Origin of the sequence: Staphylococcus debuckii (assembly GCF_003718735.1) — a bacterium.
Classification (GTDB): domain Bacteria; phylum Bacillota; class Bacilli; order Staphylococcales; family Staphylococcaceae; genus Staphylococcus; species Staphylococcus debuckii.
This window is the reverse complement of the sequence record NZ_CP033460.1, coordinates 472,373-492,299: the sequence shown is the minus strand read 5'-3', so window position 1 is coordinate 492,299 and position 19,927 is coordinate 472,373. Positions and strand designations below refer to the sequence as shown.

16 protein-coding genes are annotated in these 19,927 nt (G+C 36.8%); 10 read left to right on the top strand and 6 right to left on the bottom strand.

Features of this window, described 5'->3' with window-relative positions; all coding sequences use genetic code 11:
* The first annotated feature begins 90 nt into the window (after positions 1 to 90).
* A complete protein-coding gene (locus CNQ82_RS02250; protein WP_123143900.1) occupies positions 91 to 672 on the top strand; it encodes a hypothetical protein in 582 nt (193 codons plus the stop codon).
* A gap of 344 nt (positions 673 to 1,016) precedes the next feature.
* Positions 1,017 to 1,886: a membrane protein insertase YidC gene (gene yidC, locus CNQ82_RS02245; protein WP_123143899.1), complete on the top strand. Its 870-nt coding sequence runs from the start codon at positions 1,017 to 1,019 to the stop codon at positions 1,884 to 1,886.
* A gap of 55 nt (positions 1,887 to 1,941) precedes the next feature.
* On the opposite strand, the gene CNQ82_RS02240 is transcribed toward yidC, so the two are convergent.
* Positions 1,942 to 2,247, bottom strand: coding sequence for a hypothetical protein (locus tag CNQ82_RS02240; RefSeq protein ID WP_123145618.1), 306 nt, complete (start codon positions 2,245 to 2,247; stop codon positions 1,942 to 1,944).
* Between the two features lie 693 nt (positions 2,248 to 2,940).
* Positions 2,941 to 4,020 carry a DUF4352 domain-containing protein gene (locus tag CNQ82_RS02235; RefSeq protein WP_123143898.1) on the bottom strand — a complete coding sequence of 360 codons (1,080 nt, stop codon included), beginning with the start codon at positions 4,018 to 4,020 and terminating at the stop codon, positions 2,941 to 2,943.
* 466 nt (positions 4,021 to 4,486) lie between these two features.
* Here CNQ82_RS02235 and argF (CNQ82_RS02230) point away from each other — a divergent pair, with 466 nt between their 5' ends.
* The 5 genes from argF (CNQ82_RS02230) (at position 4,487) to CNQ82_RS02210 (ending at position 11,051) form a co-directional block, all read left to right on the top strand.
* Positions 4,487 to 5,491: an ornithine carbamoyltransferase gene (argF, locus tag CNQ82_RS02230; protein WP_095103028.1), complete on the top strand. Its 1,005-nt coding sequence runs from the start codon at positions 4,487 to 4,489 to the stop codon at positions 5,489 to 5,491.
* Positions 5,492 to 5,506: 15 nt separating this feature from the next.
* Positions 5,507 to 6,439, top strand: coding sequence for a carbamate kinase (gene arcC, locus CNQ82_RS02225; protein ID WP_095103026.1), 933 nt, complete (start codon positions 5,507 to 5,509; stop codon positions 6,437 to 6,439).
* Between the two features lie 528 nt (positions 6,440 to 6,967).
* Positions 6,968 to 8,476, top strand: coding sequence for a YfcC family protein (locus CNQ82_RS02220; protein WP_123145617.1), 1,509 nt, complete (start codon positions 6,968 to 6,970; stop codon positions 8,474 to 8,476).
* A 1,150-nt stretch (positions 8,477 to 9,626) separates the two neighbouring features.
* Positions 9,627 to 9,923: a hypothetical protein gene (locus tag CNQ82_RS02215; RefSeq protein ID WP_123143897.1), complete on the top strand. Its 297-nt coding sequence runs from the start codon at positions 9,627 to 9,629 to the stop codon at positions 9,921 to 9,923.
* Between the two features lie 255 nt (positions 9,924 to 10,178).
* On the top strand, positions 10,179 to 11,051 hold the full coding sequence (locus tag CNQ82_RS02210; RefSeq protein ID WP_123143896.1) for a metallophosphoesterase family protein: 873 nt from the start codon (positions 10,179 to 10,181) through the stop codon (positions 11,049 to 11,051).
* 62 nt (positions 11,052 to 11,113) lie between these two features.
* On the opposite strand, the gene CNQ82_RS02205 is transcribed toward CNQ82_RS02210, so the two are convergent.
* The 4 genes from CNQ82_RS02205 to CNQ82_RS02190 form a co-directional block, all read right to left on the bottom strand.
* Complete coding sequence (locus CNQ82_RS02205; RefSeq protein WP_123145616.1) at positions 11,114 to 12,667, bottom strand: YfcC family protein; 1,554 nt, start codon at positions 12,665 to 12,667, stop codon at positions 11,114 to 11,116.
* Positions 12,668 to 12,781: 114 nt separating this feature from the next.
* Complete coding sequence (arcC, locus tag CNQ82_RS02200; RefSeq protein ID WP_123143895.1) at positions 12,782 to 13,714, bottom strand: carbamate kinase; 933 nt, start codon at positions 13,712 to 13,714, stop codon at positions 12,782 to 12,784.
* A 35-nt stretch (positions 13,715 to 13,749) separates the two neighbouring features.
* A complete protein-coding gene (argF, locus tag CNQ82_RS02195) occupies positions 13,750 to 14,751 on the bottom strand; it encodes an ornithine carbamoyltransferase (protein ID WP_123143894.1) in 1,002 nt (333 codons plus the stop codon).
* Positions 14,752 to 15,043: 292 nt separating this feature from the next.
* On the bottom strand, positions 15,044 to 16,258 hold the full coding sequence (locus CNQ82_RS02190) for an MrcB family domain-containing protein (RefSeq protein WP_123143893.1): 1,215 nt from the start codon (positions 16,256 to 16,258) through the stop codon (positions 15,044 to 15,046).
* Positions 16,259 to 16,518: 260 nt separating this feature from the next.
* Between CNQ82_RS02190 and lpdA the strand changes: the two genes are divergently transcribed.
* From lpdA to CNQ82_RS02175, 3 genes are read left to right on the top strand one after another with little or no spacing between them, the layout of a single operon-like run.
* Complete coding sequence (lpdA, locus tag CNQ82_RS02185; RefSeq protein ID WP_123143892.1) at positions 16,519 to 17,874, top strand: dihydrolipoyl dehydrogenase; 1,356 nt, start codon at positions 16,519 to 16,521, stop codon at positions 17,872 to 17,874.
* A 27-nt stretch (positions 17,875 to 17,901) separates the two neighbouring features.
* Positions 17,902 to 18,849, top strand: a complete 948-nt coding sequence (locus CNQ82_RS02180) for a thiamine pyrophosphate-dependent dehydrogenase E1 component subunit alpha (RefSeq protein WP_123143891.1) — start codon at positions 17,902 to 17,904, stop codon at positions 18,847 to 18,849.
* A gap of 19 nt (positions 18,850 to 18,868) precedes the next feature.
* Positions 18,869 to 19,909 carry an alpha-ketoacid dehydrogenase subunit beta gene (locus tag CNQ82_RS02175; protein ID WP_123143890.1) on the top strand — a complete coding sequence of 347 codons (1,041 nt, stop codon included), beginning with the start codon at positions 18,869 to 18,871 and terminating at the stop codon, positions 19,907 to 19,909.
* Positions 19,910 to 19,927: the final 18 nt, after the last annotated feature.

Below are 19,927 nucleotides of genomic sequence, written 5' to 3'. Positions count from 1 at the left end.
ACTTTTTTTATATTGAAAAGCAATTTGATTTACTTAAATTTTTATGATTATACTTAAATGAATAATGATTGAGAAGGGATTATATTTATCATGCATAATTTTCGCAACGGCATCGACTTCTTTGCAGACTTGATACAAGGCAAAGTTTCGCCACTCCTTATTACTATAATTATCATTACCATGCTCATAGCAGCACTCACAGGCGCTGTAGTCAAACAAGCAGGCATCACCGAAGAAAGTTTAGCAGTTTCATTTCTCAAAGCACTCGGAGGTGAATTCGTAGGTGCTATCATCTTTATTTACTTCTTTATAGCACTGATTCTATTTATCGCTAAAGTACCTTTTTTAAATTTACATACAACCAATATACTGATTCTGGGTCAAGCAGCAATGATGTTTGCTATTACCCTGGAAATACTGGTCATCCCTAGCGTAATTTTAGCTAGTGCGGATTCCGCGACTAAAACGATATTACTCAGCTTTATCGAACTTATTCTTGCAGCACTGATCTATTACGTTTTAATCACTGTTGTTCCATTTGACAACCCGTTCAATCTACCATTATTGATAGTCATTCTGATTTTTATTACAGTCTTTGCCAGCTACATAGGCTTTCTGTTAATTGATGATTTGGAGAAAAGCAAGAAGAAAGAGCAGAAAGAACTTAATTAGTTCCCCTTCTCCTTAGGCTTCGTAATGAAATGAGACTTCTAGCGAGCGAGGTACGCAAAAGTGTCTAGGCAACATGCTCGTGCCTTGACGCTTTCGCCTCTAACTAGCACTGCCTCCACTCGCCCCAGTACTTACTTTTGCATTCTCAATTATTTAATATAAATATTCCTCTATAACATCAACTAATTTGACATGTCAACAATTTATGATAGTATCTAAAGGCGGAAGTAATTTTTCCACACTGTTGTATTATTCACATAGCAACCATTTCGTGGTTGCTTTTTTCAGTTTTTGCTAATCATATTAATAAATATTCATATAAATAAAGAAAGGCAGAGTTAACCATGAAAATCAAATACATACTGTTGCTTGCTATGACTACAGTACTTTTAGCGGGTTGTGATTATTCGAAACCAGGGAATCGAACAGGTTTCTTCTATAACACTTTCGCTAGACCAATGGATAACCTTTTACATTGGTTAGGTAACAACTTGAATCACGATTACGGACTCGCAATTATCATCATCGTGTTGGCTATACGTTTAATCATGTTGCCGTTTATGTTGGGTCAAACTAAGAACGGCCAAATGATGCGTAAAGTAATGGATATTGCGAAACCAGAAATGAATGCGGTTCAAGAAAAAGTAAAACGTGCGCGTACTCAAGAAGAAAAAATGGCCGCTAACCAAGAAATGATGGAAGTTTATAAGAAATATGAATTAAATCCGATGAAAAGCATGTTAGGTTGCTTGCCGATTTTAGTTCAAATGCCTATTTTATTTGGTTTATATGTTTCTCTTAAATGGCCTTCGCACGGCGGTATTACAGCACATCCTGATTTCTTATGGTTTGATTTAACGAAACCTGACATTTTAATCACGATTATTGCCGGTGTACTTTACTTCTTACAATCACTAGTGAGTCTAGAGAATATGCCGAAAGAACAACGACAAATGGGTTACATGATGATGATTATTTCTCCAATTTTCATTATCTATATCTCTTATACTTCAGCTTCAGCACTTGGTCTATATTGGTCAGTATCAGCCATCTTCATGATTGTGCAAACATTCGCAGCTAACCGCTACTATGCAAAATATGCAGATCAAGAAGTGGCACGCTTAAAAGCGAAGATGAATAAAGATTCTGGCGCTGATAAAAAGCCGAAGAACACACAAGTAGTGTCTAAAAAGAATAAGAAAAAGAAAAAATAATGAAGCATGAAAAATAGCCTAGCAGCGCGATTAACGTTGCTAGGCTATTTCTATTTTACTTACGAATTAAAGCAATAACGCCTGCTACTAGAATTAAAATACCAGATAAGATACCGAATCCACCGATTAAAATGAAATTCAATAATCCGCCGATAATTAATAGTACACCCATAGCAATTCGGTTTTTATTAATAATACAGCTGATAATTAAAGTTACAATACAAACAAGAATTACACCGATTGCTTGGCCGAAAATTGAACCGCTATCTGTTTCACCTAATCCAGAACTGATAGTGCCAATCACTAATGCGATGATTCCACCAATAATACCGAATATACTACCGATGATTCCTAGAACCATTTCTGCTACTCTGCTTGTCGGTCTTCTATTTCTATCATAGTAGTCATCATGATTCCGATGATTGTCTCGATAATCATGTTTCGATTGTTGTCTGTCATTGTATCTTCTATCTTCATGATTGTCATATCTCTGGTCGCGTCTATCCGCATAGCGATTATCTTCATGATGAGCGTTTCTTGACTCATGTCTATCATCAAATCGGTTGCCCTCATGTTGATTATATCCCAAATTATGTCTTTCACGGTTTCCATTGTCCTCTTGATTTACATATCTCGGCTCACGTCTATCTACAAAACTTTCTTCTTCGTGACGAGCATTTCCAGATTCACGTCCGTCATGGCTTTCACGATTCCTATTATCCTCGCGGTCATCATATCTTGATTCACGTTTTTCAACAAAACCATCATTTTCAGAATCCACATTTCTTGGTTCGCGTCTATCTACAAAGTTGCCTTCTTCACGTGTCTTATCTTCAGACTTTTGTCCATCGTTATAGATTCGCTCTTCACGTTTTTCAAAGCTGGATTCTTGCCTGCCATCATGTTTTGCATCTTCTGGTTGGTCGTATCGCTCATCACGCTTGTCATTGTTTCTTGGTTCGTTCATAGTATCCCTGCTTTCATTTTAATTTTAGTAATGCATTATGCTTTTAAAATTACTAACTAGATACCCTGAACGCTTAAATTTACACACTTATTCTTCAGAAAGTGCAGCTTCTTCTTTTTGTTGGCGTGCTTGCTCAGCTGCTTCTTCTTTTTGGCGTTGTGCCTCTTCACGCGCTTCTTGTTCTTGTATACGTTGTTGTTCAGCTTCATAAGCTTTTTGATCAGCGGCTTCTTGTTTTTGACGCTGTGCTTCTTCACGCGCATATGCTTCATCTTGACGTTTCATTTCTGCATCAAACTCTTTATCTAAACGCTCTTGTTCTTTTTTCCACTCAGCTTCTTCTTGATCTGATTGTTTTTGGCGCTCAGCTTCTTCTTGGTCTAGTTGTTTTTGATATTCTTTTTCATATTCTGCACCGAGTTCTTCATATAATTTTTCCACGCGTGCAGCTAAATCATTGTATTCTTTGTTCGTTACACCACGTGTCACATGATCCATCTTTTCACCATCAGTCAATGCATTGTATTCATCTACTAAAGCATTATATTCATCTGCGGTATATGGATAATCCTTTTCATCATCGCTCTTATCAGCTTTGGCATTGCTTGTTTCGCTGGCTTTCGCTTCGTCTCCCTCGCTCTTACTGCCGCTTTCTTTAATCATTGCTTTAGAGATGTTCCACTTCGCCTTCACATTCTTCATGTTGAAATTCGTATCCATTTCTAAAGTATAGAAGTTAGACTCCGGAACGTCATAAATCAATGTTCCTGTAGCTGTGTTGCCTTGATTCAATTGATGTGAGAACATTCCATCTGTCCCATCTCCGCCATACCATTCCGGATAATTTTCACCGCGAACTTTCATAGAAAATGCACTGCTATCAACTAATACTTGATCTTTATTGTTATTTTTGAATTTTAAATAGACTTTTAAGACTTTACCGTTTTCTGGTGCGCTATATTCATCATAGTCATTTACATATTCAGCTTTCATGACTTTAATATCTACACCACCCGCTGTGACGGTTTGGCCCACACGGAACAATTTCATTTTGTCCGTTGCTTCGCCTCTTTCTTCATCAGCTTCAGCTTTTTCTTCAGACTTGTTACTACCACAAGCTGCTAATAAAAATAAAACACTTACCATTAAAAATAATAATCTTTTCACTTGTTTTTCTCCACCCTATCTTTATTTGCAAAGCTAACAAATAAATTATGACTTGCGTAGTCAAATTATTTATTCCTTCTTATCTTATAAGATTTTTAACGGAAATCAAGACTTTTTCATTTTTTTATGAAGAATTTGTTAAATTCGTTTAAAATCTCAAATTATCAACTATAATTCAACTTGTATAGGGCTTTAAAAAAATAATTAGCGCAGTTATCAAAAAGTTTTCATAATCTTCATGATTATTCTTTTTTAAATAGGCAATAAAGATAACGGTAGAATTTTAAAAGAATATATTTTCCCATAAACTAAATATTTACATTTGTAAACTGCAAAAATTGTTTTGTAACTATTTCGTCAATTTTATTGAGAAAAGCAAAAAATTGTTTGAAATACTATTGACGAAACCTAAAGAAAGCGATTACAATAAATGTGAAATCAATCACAAAGAGGAGTTGTATGTATAATGCAAAACTTAAGAAACAGAAATTTCCTAACATTATTAGATTTTTCACAGAAAGAAGTTGAATTCCTACTCAACCTTTCGGAAGACTTGAAACGTGCGAAATACGCAGGTATTGAGCAACAAACGATGAAAGGAAAAAATATTGCATTAATTTTCGAAAAAGACTCAACTCGTACTCGTTGCGCATTTGAAGTTGCCGCTTACGACCAAGGTGCTCACGTCACTTATCTTGGACCTACAGGCAGCCAAATGGGCAAAAAAGAAACAGCAGCAGATACTGCTCGCGTTTTAGGCGGCATGTATGACGGTATCGAATACCGCGGATTCTCTCAACGTACTGTTGAAACATTGGCTGAAAAATCAGGTGTTCCGGTATGGAACGGTTTGACAGACGAAGATCACCCTACTCAAGTATTGGCTGACTTCTTGACTGCCAAAGAAACATTGAAAAAACCTTATCACGAAATCAACTTCACATATGTTGGTGATGGACGCAATAACGTAGCAAACGCATTGATGGCTGGTGCCGCAATTATGGGTATGCGTTTCCACTTAGTATGTCCTAAAGAGTTAAATCCAACAGACGAATTATTGAATCGTTGTAAAGAATTGGCTGAAGAAAACGGCGGCGAAATCTTGGTAACTGACGACATCGACAAAGGTGTAAAAGGTTCTGACGTACTTTACACAGACGTTTGGGTATCAATGGGCGAACCTGACGAAGTTTGGGAAGAACGTATCAAATTATTGAAACCTTACCAAGTGAACCAAGAAATGATTGAAAAAACTGGTAATCCACGTGTGATTTTCGAACACTGCTTACCTTCATTCCACAACGATGAAACTAAAATCGGTGCAGAAATCGCTGACAAATACGGCTTGAAAGAAATGGAAGTGACTGACGAAGTCTTCGAAGGCAAACACTCAGTAGTATTCCAAGAAGCTGAAAACCGTATGCACACAATCAAAGCAGTAATGGTCGCAACTTTAGGCGATATTGGATAAGGGAGGATAAATAGCATGGCTAAAATCGTAGTAGCATTAGGCGGAAACGCATTAGGCAACTCACCAGAAGAACAATTGAAACTTGTTGAAAATACAGCGAAATCCTTAATTGCATTAGTGCAAAAAGGTAACGAAGTCGTTATCAGTCATGGTAACGGACCACAAGTCGGCAGCATCAACTTAGGCTTGAACTACGCTGCTGAACACGAGCAAGGCCCTCCATTCCCATTCCCAGAATGTGGAGCAATGAGCCAAGCTTATATCGGTTATCAACTACAACAAAGTCTGCAAAATGAATTGCATAACTTAGGTATTGAGAAACCTGTAGTAACATTAGTTACGCAAACAGTTGTAGACAGAGATGACGAAGCATTTACGAACCCAACTAAACCAATCGGTATGTTCTATGACAAAGAATTAGCAGACACAATCGCTAAAGAACGTCACTATACTTTCGTTGAAGACTCAGGACGCGGCTATCGTCGTGTAGTTCCTTCACCACAACCGATTGAAATCGTTGAATTCCCAAGTATTGAAACACTTATCAATGCCGGCAACTTAGTTATTTCAAGTGGCGGCGGCGGTATCCCAGTTGTTAAAGACGATAAAGGCGATCTACACGGTGTAGATGCGGTTATTGATAAAGATAAATCAAGTGCCCTACTTGGTGCTGAATTGAAATCTGAACAATTGATTATCTTGACTGCAGTAGATTATATCTATATCAACTTCGGCAAAGACAATCAAGAACAATTGAAAGAAGTCACAGTAGACGAAATGAAGCAATATATTGACGAAGGTCAATTTGCGAAAGGCAGCATGTTGCCTAAAGTAGAAGCTTCTATCCAATTCATCGAAAACAACCCTAAAGGCGAAGTTATCATCACTTCATTAGACAAATTAGATGACGCTTTAGAAGGTAAAGTCGGCACTGTGATTAAAAAATAAAACTTAGGGAATGGACATGGAAAGTTTAAAAGTGTCCTCCACTCAGGACATGATCGACAATGAAATGTCTTAACCTGCCTCATCTTAGAATCTGCATATCACAACTTCATTGAATAATAACAAGTGCCTGAACATGAGTAAACAATAGTATCCTTGTTACATCCTGTTCAGGCCTTTTTATAAATAATTTGCATTCAAGCTCTATGACAAATTCAGTGAATCAACTTCAGACGCGATCTTCTGGACGCTCTGCTTTTCTAAAAAATTTTTGCGTGAAACGCGAGAGTAACTTTACATCTTGTCATCTCATCAGCTTGTCGAGTCGCACAACTTTCTGTATTTGATAGCATTTGAATTCAAGTTAATTGCAGCGCTGTTTCCGAAATTCTATTTACATATCGGCAAATGCTGCACTCTGCCAAAAAGGAGATGACCATTATGGACAACACTAATCAAAGTAAACATGCACAAGACGAACATGACAGCACTGAACGGCATACGAAGAAAAAGAAAAAATTTAAATTCAGAATGCCCGGGGCCTTTGTAATCCTCTTTATTTTAACTGTCGTGGCTGTTATTGCGACGTGGGTAATTCCAGCGGGTGCGTATTCTAAATTATCTTATGAGCCTGGTGCGCAACAATTAAAAATTGAGAACCCTCATAAAGAAATCAAGAAAGTACCGGCAACGCAAAAAGAGCTCGATAAGATGGGCGTTAAAATACACATTGAACAGTTTAAATCCGGTGCGATTAATAAACCGGTTTCGATTCCTGATACTTATGAAAGATTAGATCAAAATCCAGCGGGACCTGGAGAAATTACCAATGCGATGGTTGAAGGGACAATTGAAGCGGTAGACATCATGGTCTTCATCTTCGTGCTCGGTGGTCTGATTGGCGTGGTAAGTGCCAGTGGTTCCTTCGAATCAGGATTGCTTGCTTTAACTAAGAAAACTAAAGGACATGAGTTCTTGCTCATATTTATGGTATCTATCTTAATGGTACTGGGCGGTACCCTCTGCGGTATTGAAGAAGAGGCCGTCGCCTTCTACCCAATACTGGTGCCGATATTCATTGCCATGGGCTATGACTCCATTGTCTGTGTAGGGGCCATATTCCTGGCCAGCTCTGTAGGGACAACTTTCTCTACTATCAACCCGTTCTCAGTAGTAATCGCCTCTAACGCAGCAGGTATTACATTTACTGAAGGTTTATACTGGCGTGTAGCTGGCTGTATCGTAGGTGCTATCTTTGTTATCGGTTACTTATACTGGTATTCTCAAAGAATCAAGAAAGATCACAGATTATCTTACTCTTATGAAGACCGTGAATCATTTGAAAAACAATGGTCTGTTATGGGTAAAGATGCACATGCTGATAACTTCTCTTGGCGTAAGAAAATTATCTTAATCTTATTCGTTATTCCATTCCCATTAATGGTTTGGGGCGTTATGACGCAAGGCTGGTGGTTCCCAGTCATGGCTTCAATGTTCTTAGCAGTCACAATCGTCATCATGTTCATTGCGGGAACTGGTAAAAATGGTTTAGGTGAAAAAGGAACAGTAGATGCCTTTGTAAATGGTGCATCCAGCTTAGTTGGTGTATCTTTAATCATCGGTTTAGCGCGTGGTATCAACTTAGTCATGAATGAAGGCTTAATCTCAGATACTATCTTGCACTTCTCATCTACATTAGTACAAAATGTAAGTGGTCCGATATTTATCATCATCATCCTATTTATCTTCTTCTTCTTAGGATTTATCGTACCATCATCATCTGGTTTAGCTGTACTCGCAATGCCGATTTTCGCGCCGCTTGCTGATACAGTAGGTATTCCGAGATTCGTTATGGTAACAGCTTATCAATTCGGACAATACGCAATGTTGTTCTTAGCTCCGACAGGACTGGTAATGGCAACACTGCAAATGCTCGACATGAAATACTCTCACTGGTTCCGATTTGTATGGCCGGTCGTCGTCTTCGTACTCGTATTCGGTGGTGCAATGCTCGTTACTCAAGTACTCGTTTACTCTTAATCTAATATTTTAAAAAATAACCGACTATTGCAGCTGTGCAGGGCTGCAGTAGTCGGTTTTGCTATGTATGAAAAGAGATGAGATGGCGTTGAGGTGATGGGTGAAGTTGGGGAGTGGTGATGCTGCGGGGGATCTGTGTAGGCTGGGATGGTGAGCCTTAACACTTTCGACCCTATCTGTATAGGCGAGGAGCGTGAGCCTTAACACTTTCTGCCCTATCTGTATAGGCAAGGAGCGCCAGCCTTAACACTTTCGACTCTCCCATACAAAAAAGCAGGAGCTGAGACCTTGTATTGTCCCAGCTCCTACTCTCTTCGTTTTAATACTGTTGCAAAACTTTTTATTAGCTTTGCAAATATACTTCTTTCAAAAGAAACAAAAATTAATAAAAACAGTCGTTAGAGTTGACCTAATGAATAGGCCATTGAATTAAAAGAAAAAGTGAATACCATATGTCTTACTTACACGTGTGTCTTTACCTCTCACTAAAGTTATGCGCGCTATAAACTTCAGATATAAGATAACGACTAAGTATAAAGAAAATAAAAGATTGATATTATTTATTAAAATTCACCAGAAAAAAAGTTATAAATATCATTAATGAGCTCTACCCAAGATTTTCTCAAATTCTTATTATCATTCTTCATTTTCAATATAGTCCACATGCCGACCCACCAAGAAATTAGTTGCTTTCCAACATGGCAATTGGCAGCAAAATAGTTATTAACTATATGGATCTCACACAAATAGAGACGAGAGAAAATATGCTTTAATTTTAAAATAGTCATCAAAGATTAATGGATTTGGAATATTCCGATTTAATTTAATAAGGGAATCCCCCGCCTCTTTTGTGCGTAACAAAATATTACCACCTTATTTTTAGAACGTCAACAAAATTCTTTAAATTATTTATGCTTTAATAGAAATTTCTTTTAAAAAGTATAGGAATGATACGGTGTTATCAACATTTTAGCACTGCAAACTCTAAGTAATACAATGAGTTTAAATATTATTATGACAGTTTTTTATCACTTTCAATCATCAATAACCGTTGTCGACTATTAGAGATAATTTTTAACTAAAAAAATATTTACAAATGAGCAAGCAGCCTCTATTATTAAATTATATTATGAAAAAGAGGTATCAGCCTATGAACTCAACAGTCTACGAAACTTATTTAACTCTTCAATTCAACATCATTACAGCATTTCAAAAGCGCCAAGCCCAAAGTCCAGAAACAGCAATTCCAGCCACTCCCTTTATGGTTTATGCTGATTCTGTGTTTAAAGAAATGGTGAATAATGATGTATTAGTCTTCAGTGAACTCCCCAATGTCTATTTGAACGAACCCTATTGGAGAACATATTGGGAAAACTTATGTTCCGAAATTCAAGAATATTGCGATCTAGAGTTAAACGAGAAGTTCTTAACTTTATCCTCAAAATAATTCAACTCATTTTTTGTTTTACCTGCTTTAAAATTTTCTTTTTAACATCTGATTACACATCCTAAAAAATATGTAAAGAGATATTTTTACGCTTTAATTGCGTTTAACCATAAAAAAAGAACGCGAATCTTACCAAATAAGTCATTTACCTTTTACAATCAATCACTCTATAATTAAATTACTTACTACTTCACCAAATTAACTTTTAAAAATTGATATTTTCATGAGAAAAATACACCTAAGGAGTAACCGCCAATGATGAAAAATAAATATGCAATTTTACAGTTAACAGATCTTTATTTAACATGTGAGCAATCTAAGCAAATAGAAAACGAAGAAACCTTTGATTTGATTGCTTACTTTATCAACAAGTATCACCCTGATCTATGTATTTTTACAGGCAATCAAATATGGGCTGAAGATCAAGAAACGGGAGCAAAGCTTTATCGACGTTTCTTGGAGTTTATGAATCAATTCGAGGTTAAAATCGCTACTACTTTCGGCGATAAAGAGACATGCCACGGACTTACACGGACAAAGTTAAGACAACTTGAAGCGAAATATTCGACCAGTTATGCACATAAATACTGCAGCAGTATCGCAAACGATAAAGAAGCTTATATCATCGAAAGTCCACACCAACAAATTTTTGTCTTAGATAATGGCGCAGATGGCACTATCGAGGAAGAACATCTCGTATGGTTACAAGAGAAGCTTAAGCATTGCGGAAAGCATGTCGCACGTCGTGTGTTATTTATGCACCGCCCTATCAAAGCTTATGACAACGTATTCGTTTATATCGGCGAAAAGAAAAGTGCAATTTCTTATGCTGCTGAGAGTGAGCGATTATTCTCTGTCTTGCGGGAAGCGAGGAATATAGACGGTATCTTTTGCGGTCATGATTATGATAATGATTTTACTTTCTTCCACCAAGGGATTGGATTGAATTACGGTCGGGTCAGCGGAGTCAGTCTATATAGCGACTTAGCTCCTGGCGCACGGTTAATTCATCTTTTTCCTGAGAGAAGTTACACTACTTGCATATTAGACAGTGATATCGAGGCAGAAGAAGATGCGGAAGAAGACTTAAGTGCATCAGAATTGATGGAGAAGATTGTGGAGAATTAAGCGAAAAAATAGGCTGAGACCTCAATTGAAGTCTCAACCTGCTTGAGCCTAAATAATATATCTTAAGAGTAAATTAATACTTGAGTGACGAGCATTGCGCCACCGAATACGAGTACGAAAACTACGACCGGCCATACGAAGCGTAACCAGTGAGAGTATTTCATATTCAACATTTGTAATGTCGCCATTACGAGTCCTGTCGGTGCTAAGAATAACATTGCGTATTGCCCGAATTGATAAGCTGTAACAATTACGAATCTCGGAATACCTACTGTATCAGCTAATGGTGCGAAAATCGGCATTGATAATACAGCTAATCCAGAAGACGATGGTACGATAAATCCTAAGAAGAAGAAAATAATCAATAGAATAATTATAAAGATCGGACCACTCACATGCTCTACGAGTGAAGAAGAGAAGTGTAAAATCGTATCTGAGATTAAGCCTTCGTTCATTACGATGTTAATACCACGCGCTAAACCGATGATTAAAGATACACCAACTAAGCTGGATGCACCATTGACGAATTGGTCTACGACACCTTTCTCGCCTAGACCATGTTCTCCTGTTGCTGCAAGGAACATAATTGCGATTGTGAACGCTAAGAACATTGCGGCCATAACTGGGAACCACCAGCCTTGTGACATAACGCCCCAAACCATGATTGGAAACGGTAAGACAAATAATACTAAAATGATTTTCTTACGTAACGTAAATTTGTCAGAACCGTTATTGTTAGAGACAGACCACATTTTTTCGAAAGAAGCTTTGTCTTCGTAAGAGTAAGAAGCGGTTGGATCTTTCTTGATCTTTTGGCTGTACCAATACAAATAAGCAATTACAAAGATTGTTCCGACAATACATCCGCCAATACGCCAGTATAAACCTTCAGTGAAAGTAATACCTGCTGCGTTAGACGCGATAACAACCGAGAACGGGTTGATTGTTGCAAAGGTCGTCCCAATCGAACTTGCTAAGAAGATAGCCCCTACGCAGACGATGGAGTCATAGCCGAGCGCTATAAATATCGGTACTAGGACAGGATAGAAGGCCACGGCCTCTTCTTCGATACCGCAAAGCGTTCCGCCAAGTACCATTAGCACAGATACCATGAAGATGAGCATAAATTCGTGCCCTTTAGTCTTCTTAGTTAAAGCTAAAAGTCCGGATTCGAAAGAGCCGCTTGCTTGTACGACTCCGATCAAACCACCTAGCACTAAGATAAATACCATAATATCTACGGATTCAATTGTTCCGTGAACCATACTCGTTGTGATTTTTGAAAAACCAGCTGGGTTTTGATCTAAGTGTTCGTAAGTATCAGGAATAGAAATCGGTTTGTTGATTGCTCCTGATTTGAACTGTTCGATATTGATTTTAACGCCGATTTTATCGAGTTGTTCTTGTGTACCCGGCACCATTTTTACTTTATTAGGCGGGTCGACGATTTTTAATTCTTGCTTTGCAGGTTCATATGATAATTTAGAGTAAGCGCCTGCAGGTACTACCCATGTAGCAATGACAGCGACTAAAGTTATGATGAATAAAATTGCGAATGCACCGGGCATTTCAAATTTTTTCTTCTTTTTAGCAGCTTTATTATTTTTCAAACTCATATCTTCGCTCATAAATACATCTCCTTGCACACCCATTTTCACGTTTTCATGAAAAGAGACCTGAAAATCCTGTTTATGATAGAAGGTGTTTTCAGATCTCTTTTTTAAAATTTATTATTTTTTAATCACTGTACCGACTTTTCCTTCTAAGGCATCGTCTAGTTTTTCTAAAGATGTGATAATCACTTTACCTTCAGGATTATTTTCAATAAATTGTAATGAAGCTTCTACTTTCGGCAACATGCTGCCTTTCGCAAATTGATCTTCTGCAATATATTGTTTAATTTCATCAACTGTCACTTCTTTCAAGATTTCTTGGTTATCTTTACCGAAGTTGATGTAGATATAATCTACTGCTGTTAAAATGATTAATTGCTCAGATTTAAGATTTGCGGCAAGTAAAGCACTTGATTTATCTTTGTCAATAACGGCGTCTACACCGTGAAGGTTGCCTTCAGCATCTTTATACACTGGGATACCTCCACCGCCACCTGAAATAACTAGGTTGCCGGCATTGATTAAAGTTTCGATACTTGGTTGTTCAATGATTTCAATTGGTTCTGGAGAAGGTACGACACGACGATAGCCACGACCAGAATCTTCTACAAACGTATAGTGTTTCTCTTCAGAAACTTTGTCTGCAGTTGCTTTATCATAGAACAGACCGATTGGTTTAGTTGGATTGTCAAAAGCTTTATCCTTTTTATCTACAAGTGTTTGCGTAACAAGTGTTACTACAGGCTTGTCGATACCCAGATGATGCAATTCATTTTGCAAACTTTGTTGCAAATGATAGCCGATATAAGCTTGGCTCATTGCACCACATTCAGCAAATGGGAATGAAGGACCTTGTTCATGATCAGCTGCAAAGTTCAAGCCTAAGTTGATGCTGCCGACTTGCGGGCCGTTACCATGACTAATGACAACTTCATGACCTTTTTGAATCAATGCAACAAGTGATTTGGATGTGCTCTTAACTAATTCTAATTGTTCTTCTGGAGATTTACCTAAAGCATTACCACCTAATGCCACTACGATTTTTGCCATTCTTGATGTTCCTCCTTGTTGAGTAGCTCTAAAGATTAAATATCGCCCAAAGTAGCAACCATTACTGCTTTGATAGTGTGCATACGGTTTTCAGCTTCTTGGAATACTACTGAGTGTTTGCCTTCGAAGACTTCATCAGAAACTTCCATTTCTTTCAAGCCGTATTTATCAAAGATTTCTTTACCGATAGTTGTATCAGTATTATGGAATGATGGTAAGCAGTGTTCAAAGATAACATGAGGATTTTCAGTTTTTTCGATCATTGCTTGATCTACACGATAAGGTTCTAATAATGCAATACGTTCTTTCCATACTTCATCAGGTTCGCCCATAGATACCCATACGTCTGTATAAAGTACGTCAGAACCTTTCACACCTTCATCGATATTATCTGTAATAAAGATTTCGCCGCCATTTTCTGCAGCTAATTCTTTACAACGGTTTAATAATTCATCAGTTGGATTCAATTCTTTCGGACATACTAAATTGAAACGCATACCCATAATTGCAGCACCCGCCATTAAAGCATTAGCTACGTTATTACGGCCATCGCCGACATATGTGAAGTTGATTTCATGATATGGTTTTTTCAACACTTCTTTAGCTGTTAAGAAGTCAGCTAATACTTGTGTTGGGTGATCTTCGTCAGTTAAACCATTCCATACAGGAACACCTGATTCTTTCGCTAATACTTCAACAGTACGTTGTGAGAATCCGCGATATTCAATACCATCATACATACCGCCTAATACGCGAGCTGTGTCCGCTGCAGTTTCTTTTTTGCCCATTTGGCTTCCAGTTGGCCCAAGATAAGTCACATGCGCACCTTGGTCATAAGCTGCAACTTCAAACGCACAACGTGTACGAGTTGAATCTTTTTCGAAGATCAACGCAATATTTTTACCTTTTAAAGTTTGCTTTTCAATACCTGCGTATTTTGCTCTTTTCAAATCTTCCGATAGATTTAATAAGAATTCCATCTCTTTCTGTGAAAAGTCTAATAAAGTTAAAAAATTACGATTTCTTAAGTTTTGCATTTTCTACACTCCTTGTGATTGATGTCACATATAGTGTAACCGCTTTCAAAATTTTAGTCAATATGATTTTGCACAATTTGTTATTAGAAATGTTACAATTCTGTAAATTTAGGATAATTAAGTTGTTGGAAACGGCAATTTCACTGAAGCTTCGATAGATGAAGAAATCAAAAATTGGTAATGAAAAAGGTTATATCATAATCCGTATGGGTGGATTGTGATATAACCTATGATTATTCTTCTAATTACAGTTTTATAGACCTAATTTCAAAATATATAAATTATAACAAAACTACTTAACGCCAATAATTTTATAATTAGTAGCTTCTGCTGTAAACAGACTTTTTATTATATCCTCAATACTTTCATAATTATCACACTTTTCATAAGGATCGATAAAATATGCCTTGGGTGAATTTAAAATATCATATAATCTCATAATTAAAATTTTATTAGGATTTTCCTTTATTGCCCATAATTCGTTAGATGACATATAAAAAGGATGATTTTTAGCAGAGGAAGTAGTACTTTTTACTTCAATTAATTTTCTTTGGGGATCTTCTAGTTTATTAGGATCAAATGCAATAAGATCATAACCATCCCCATGTCCTTTTTCACTGACGCTTTCTATCATATCCATCAGTTTTTCTTTATTATCAGTCCCTGAACATTTTTCTGTTAAATCTTTAAAATACTGTATCGCAATACTTTCTCCTTTATCGCCAACCAATTTATTTTCTTTTTGATTATTTTCTATCTCTTCAGTATTTACTTTAACTTTTGTAGTACTTTTCTTTCCTGCTCCGCTAAATTTTGGTTTCTCTACAATTTCAAGCTCAAAATTATCTAGAGCTTTTATATCTTCTATTAAAGCATAACTTTCAATTTGTTTTAGCATTTCTATATAATCATTATAAGAAACTTTTTGAACTATTTCATGATAAGTATAAAGAAAATCTTCTAAATCACTTTTAAGTTCATCATCGTTATAATTCCCTTTTTCATAATATTTATAAAAAACTGTTCCGTATTTGTAACCTTTAGCCTTGTCATTCAGATTTTTATTCTCCTCGTCGTTTTCATAGTAGTTATAGCTTCCTTTAGTAAATTTAAATTCTGCTTTTTCACTAAGTTGATTTGACAATCTTTTTGCTAGATCTTTTGATGAATAAGGTGAATCAGAACTCACATGTTCTGTTATATTTGCCCATCCTTGGTTAAGCGTCAAATAAAACCCTTCCCCTTCCGGATGAAACAATAATACGACATAATATCCTCTTAGAGTGGAAGTTGTGATTTTGGGGTCCATAATAGCGACCCAAGGTACTTGCGCATATCGTCCTTTGCCTATACTTCCATTAACTTTCAATGAATCAACTTCTATATCATTTCGTATTTTTAAAGGTAGCAAATTATGAACCAATTCTTTGTATCGATTTTTAAAATTTTCTTCTCTTTTGCTTTTTACAGTCATTGAAAAGTTTTCAGCATTTTGTTCTTTTTTCATTTCTAGTATCTTGTCAATTAACTCTCTCGTAATTTACCTCTCTTTTTCTCGATAAAAATTCTAATGAGTTTAATTTGTAAAATCTAAAATTACTTTAATTATATTTTATATCTTTATTCGCGTTTTGCAACAAAACACTTAAGCGTTATATTATTATTTGAAAATTCACACTTATATAGATAAAATAGAGTAAACGAGGTAAGCGCTTACATAATTATATCTCGTTTCTATCTACTGGGTTTCTTAAGGGGGGCGATTTATTGGAACAATATGATTTAGTAGTCATTGGAGCTGGACCAGGTGGTTATGTTTCCGCTATACGTGCTGCCCAATTAGGTTTAAATACAGCCATTGTCGAAAAGCAATACATGGGAGGTACTTGCTTAAATGTTGGTTGTATACCATCTAAATTACTACTTGAATATGGCAAGAAAGTCCAAGATATTAAACTTGCTGATAGTTGGGGGATTAAGACGAATCATTTAAATATTGATTTCTCGAAACTCAATCAAAGGACAAAGTCAGTTATCAATAATTTAACAAGCGGTGTCACTCACCTTCTCAAGCAAAATAAAGTGAAAATATTTAATGGTGAAGCCCAGGTAAATGATGACTTAACGATTCAGATTGAAGACCAAACAATCAAAGCTAAAGATATCCTTCTTGCTACAGGCAGTACACCTTTTATTCCTCCTATCAATGGTTTAGATAAAGTAAATTATCACACTACGAATACTATTTTTAAGCTTGAAAAACTTCCTCAATCACTTGTAGTTATAGGTGGTGGTGTAATTGCCACTGAAATCGCCTCTTCTATGGCTGATTTAGGAGTTAATGTAACACTTCTTGAAGTCGCAAAAGATATTCTATTGACTGAAACTAAAGAAATTCGATCAATTTTAAAAGAACACTTAGAAGAACAAGGAATCAATATAGTTACCAACTGTGAAATTAAGCAAGTTAACCAAAACAAAATTATTTTTGCAGATGAGACAACGATTGATTTTGATACATTACTCGTAGCCACAGGACGTAAACCTAACTTACAAGCTTCTGAAAATCTCAAATTAGAAAATGAAAAAGATACACCTTTTATAAAAGTAAATAGTAATTACCAAACAAGTAAAGCGCATGTATATGCAGTCGGCGATTTAATTAACACTTATCAATTAGCACATGCTGCAAGTGCTGAGGGGATCAATGCCGTTGAAGCGATCACAGGATTAAATCCAAAATCTATCGATATTAATATGATTCCACGCTGTATTTATACTCGTGTAGAAGCCGCTTCCGTTGGCTTAACAGCATCACAAGCCAAAGAACAAGGTTATAAAGTGAAAACTGCAGAATCTTATTTCCAAAGTAATGCTAAAGCAATGATTGAAGAAGAGACAGATGGTTTCATTCAAATCGTGGCGGATGCAGAATATGGTGAAATTTTAGGCGGATTTATTGTAGGTCCTCATGCTACTGACTTAATTGGTGAATTACTGGGCGTGAAGGTTGCAGAAGGTACAGTTGAAGAATTATCTGAAGTAATTCAACCTCACCCATCTCTACTTGAAGTTTTAGGTGAAGCTGCAGATGACTGGTTTAAAAAAGCCATTCACAAATAAATATTTTTCTTTAAGGGGGAATCCATTATGGATAAAGAACAAGCACGCTGGATTTATAAAACGATGAATGAAATTCGTGATTTTGAAGAAAAAGCACATGAGATGTTCAGCAATGGAGAAATTCCAGGATTTGTACATCTATATGTTGGTGAGGAAGCCGTAGCTACAGGTGTAATGTCACTGTTAGAAGATGATGATTATATTACAAGTACGCATCGTGGTCATGGACATGCAATTGCTAAAGGTTGTGACTTAAATGGAATGATGGCTGAGATTATGGGCAAACGCGATGGTCTAGGACATGGTAAAGGCGGATCGATGCATGTAGCTGAAATTGATAAAGGTATGTTAGGCGCTAACGGTATTGTAAGTGGCGGTTTCGGATTAGCTACCGGTGCAGGAATCTCTTTACGTAATCAAGGTAAAGATAATGTGGCAGTCTGCTTTTTCGGTGATGGTGCTGCCAATGAAGGCAACTTCCATGAAGGTTTGAACTTCGCTTCAATTCTCAACTTACCTGTTATTTTCGTTTGTGAAAATAACCAATTTGGTGAAGGAACGACTCATAAATATGCGAGTGCTTCTGAAACAGTTGCCGAACGTGCGTCAGCTTATAATATGCCTGGCGTTTATGTAGATGGTATGAATGTAGTTGAAGTAAGAGATGCTGCTAAAAAAGCTATCGAACGTGCGAAAAACGGAGAAGGTCCAACTCTTATCGAATGTGATACTTACCGTAAGTATGGGCACTTTGAAGGCGACGAGCAAAAGGTAAAAACAAAAGAAGACCGTAATGCTGATCGTAATCCAACCGAAGAATTCCGTAAATACGCGATTGAAAATGATTTATTAACGGAAGAAGAAGCGGATGAAATTGAAAAAGCTGCACAAAAAGCTATTGATGATGCTGTTGAATACGGAGAAAGCAGTGAACAACCGGATTTAGATTCATTATACAAAGATGTATTTGCATAAATCAAAGGGGGATTTAGTTATGAGTGAAAAACGTGAGTTAACATTTATGGGCGCAATAAACGAAGCCATTGATACTGCAATGAAGAAAGACGATAATGTTATTTTAATCGGAACAGACGTCGCTGGTGGTGCAGATGTAGAACATTTGAAAGATGATGATTCTTTCGGCGGTGTATTCGGTGTTACGAAAGGATTAGTTAAAAAGTATGGACGTGATCGTGTGATTGACACACCTATTGCCGAACATATTACCTTGAGTTCAGCAGTCGGAGCAGCTGCCACTGGTTTACGCCCTATTGCTGAATTAATGTTCAATGATTTTATCGGATTTGGTCTGGACCCTATACTCAATCAAGGCGCAAAAATGCGTTATATGTTTGGCGGTAAAGCTAAAATTCCAATGGTAGTCAGAACCATTCACGGTGCAGGCGCAGGGGCTGCAGCTCAACACTCTCAAACGCTTTATAATATTTTTGCATCGATTCCAGGTGTAAAGGTTGTAGTACCTTCAAATCCATATGATGCGAAAGGTTTACTATTAGCTGCTATTGAAGATGATAACTTAGTTGTATTCTCTGAAGATAAAACTTTATTGAGTATGAAAGGTGAAGTGCCTGAAGAAGATTATACAGTTGAAATTGGAAAAGCACGAGTTGCTCAAGAGGGTGACGATTTAACAATTGTTGCTATAGGTAAGATGGTTCAAGTTGCTTTGGATACTGCTGATAAATTAGCGGAGGACAACGTATCAGCCGAAGTCATCGATTTACGCTCTATCTCACCATGGGATGAGGAAACAGTCTTAGATTCAGTGAAGAAGACGGGTCGCTTAATTGTTATTGATGAGTCTAACCCACAGTGTAATATTGCAGGAGATGTCGCTTCTACAATCGGAGATGTTGGTTTTGATTATTTAGATGGTCCAATCAAAAAAGTAACAGCACCTGACACTCCTGTTCCATTTGCACAAAACCTAGAACAAGCTTACATTCCAAGTGTAGATAAAGTATTAGATGTCGCTAACGAACTCATTGAAGATTTGAAAAAGGTTAAATCTTAACTTCGGGAGGTGAATGAG

What these genes read in the sequence shown, in the direction of transcription:
- CNQ82_RS02205 (WP_123145616.1), bottom strand. Translation starts at nt 12,667, where the DNA reads ATGAGTTTGAAAAATAATAAAGCTGCTAAAAAGAAGAAAAAATTTGAA.
- argF (WP_095103028.1), top strand. Translation starts at nt 4,487, where the DNA reads ATGCAAAACTTAAGAAACAGAAATTTCCTAACATTATTAGATTTTTCA.
- argF (WP_123143894.1), bottom strand. Translation starts at nt 14,751, where the DNA reads ATGCAAAACTTAAGAAATCGTAATTTTTTAACTTTATTAGACTTTTCA.
- CNQ82_RS02220 (WP_123145617.1), top strand. Translation starts at nt 6,968, where the DNA reads ATGCCCGGGGCCTTTGTAATCCTCTTTATTTTAACTGTCGTGGCTGTT.
- CNQ82_RS02190 (WP_123143893.1), bottom strand. Translation starts at nt 16,258, where the DNA reads ATGAAAAAAGAACAAAATGCTGAAAACTTTTCAATGACTGTAAAAAGC.
- arcC (WP_123143895.1), bottom strand. Translation starts at nt 13,714, where the DNA reads ATGGCAAAAATCGTAGTGGCATTAGGTGGTAATGCTTTAGGTAAATCT.
- CNQ82_RS02180 (WP_123143891.1), top strand. Translation starts at nt 17,902, where the DNA reads ATGGATAAAGAACAAGCACGCTGGATTTATAAAACGATGAATGAAATT.
- CNQ82_RS02175 (WP_123143890.1), top strand. Translation starts at nt 18,869, where the DNA reads ATGAGTGAAAAACGTGAGTTAACATTTATGGGCGCAATAAACGAAGCC.
- CNQ82_RS02250 (WP_123143900.1), top strand. Translation starts at nt 91, where the DNA reads ATGCATAATTTTCGCAACGGCATCGACTTCTTTGCAGACTTGATACAA.
- CNQ82_RS02210 (WP_123143896.1), top strand. Translation starts at nt 10,179, where the DNA reads ATGATGAAAAATAAATATGCAATTTTACAGTTAACAGATCTTTATTTA.
- arcC (WP_095103026.1), top strand. Translation starts at nt 5,507, where the DNA reads ATGGCTAAAATCGTAGTAGCATTAGGCGGAAACGCATTAGGCAACTCA.
- yidC (WP_123143899.1), top strand. Translation starts at nt 1,017, where the DNA reads ATGAAAATCAAATACATACTGTTGCTTGCTATGACTACAGTACTTTTA.
- CNQ82_RS02240 (WP_123145618.1), bottom strand. Translation starts at nt 2,247, where the DNA reads ATGGTTCTAGGAATCATCGGTAGTATATTCGGTATTATTGGTGGAATC.
- CNQ82_RS02215 (WP_123143897.1), top strand. Translation starts at nt 9,627, where the DNA reads ATGAACTCAACAGTCTACGAAACTTATTTAACTCTTCAATTCAACATC.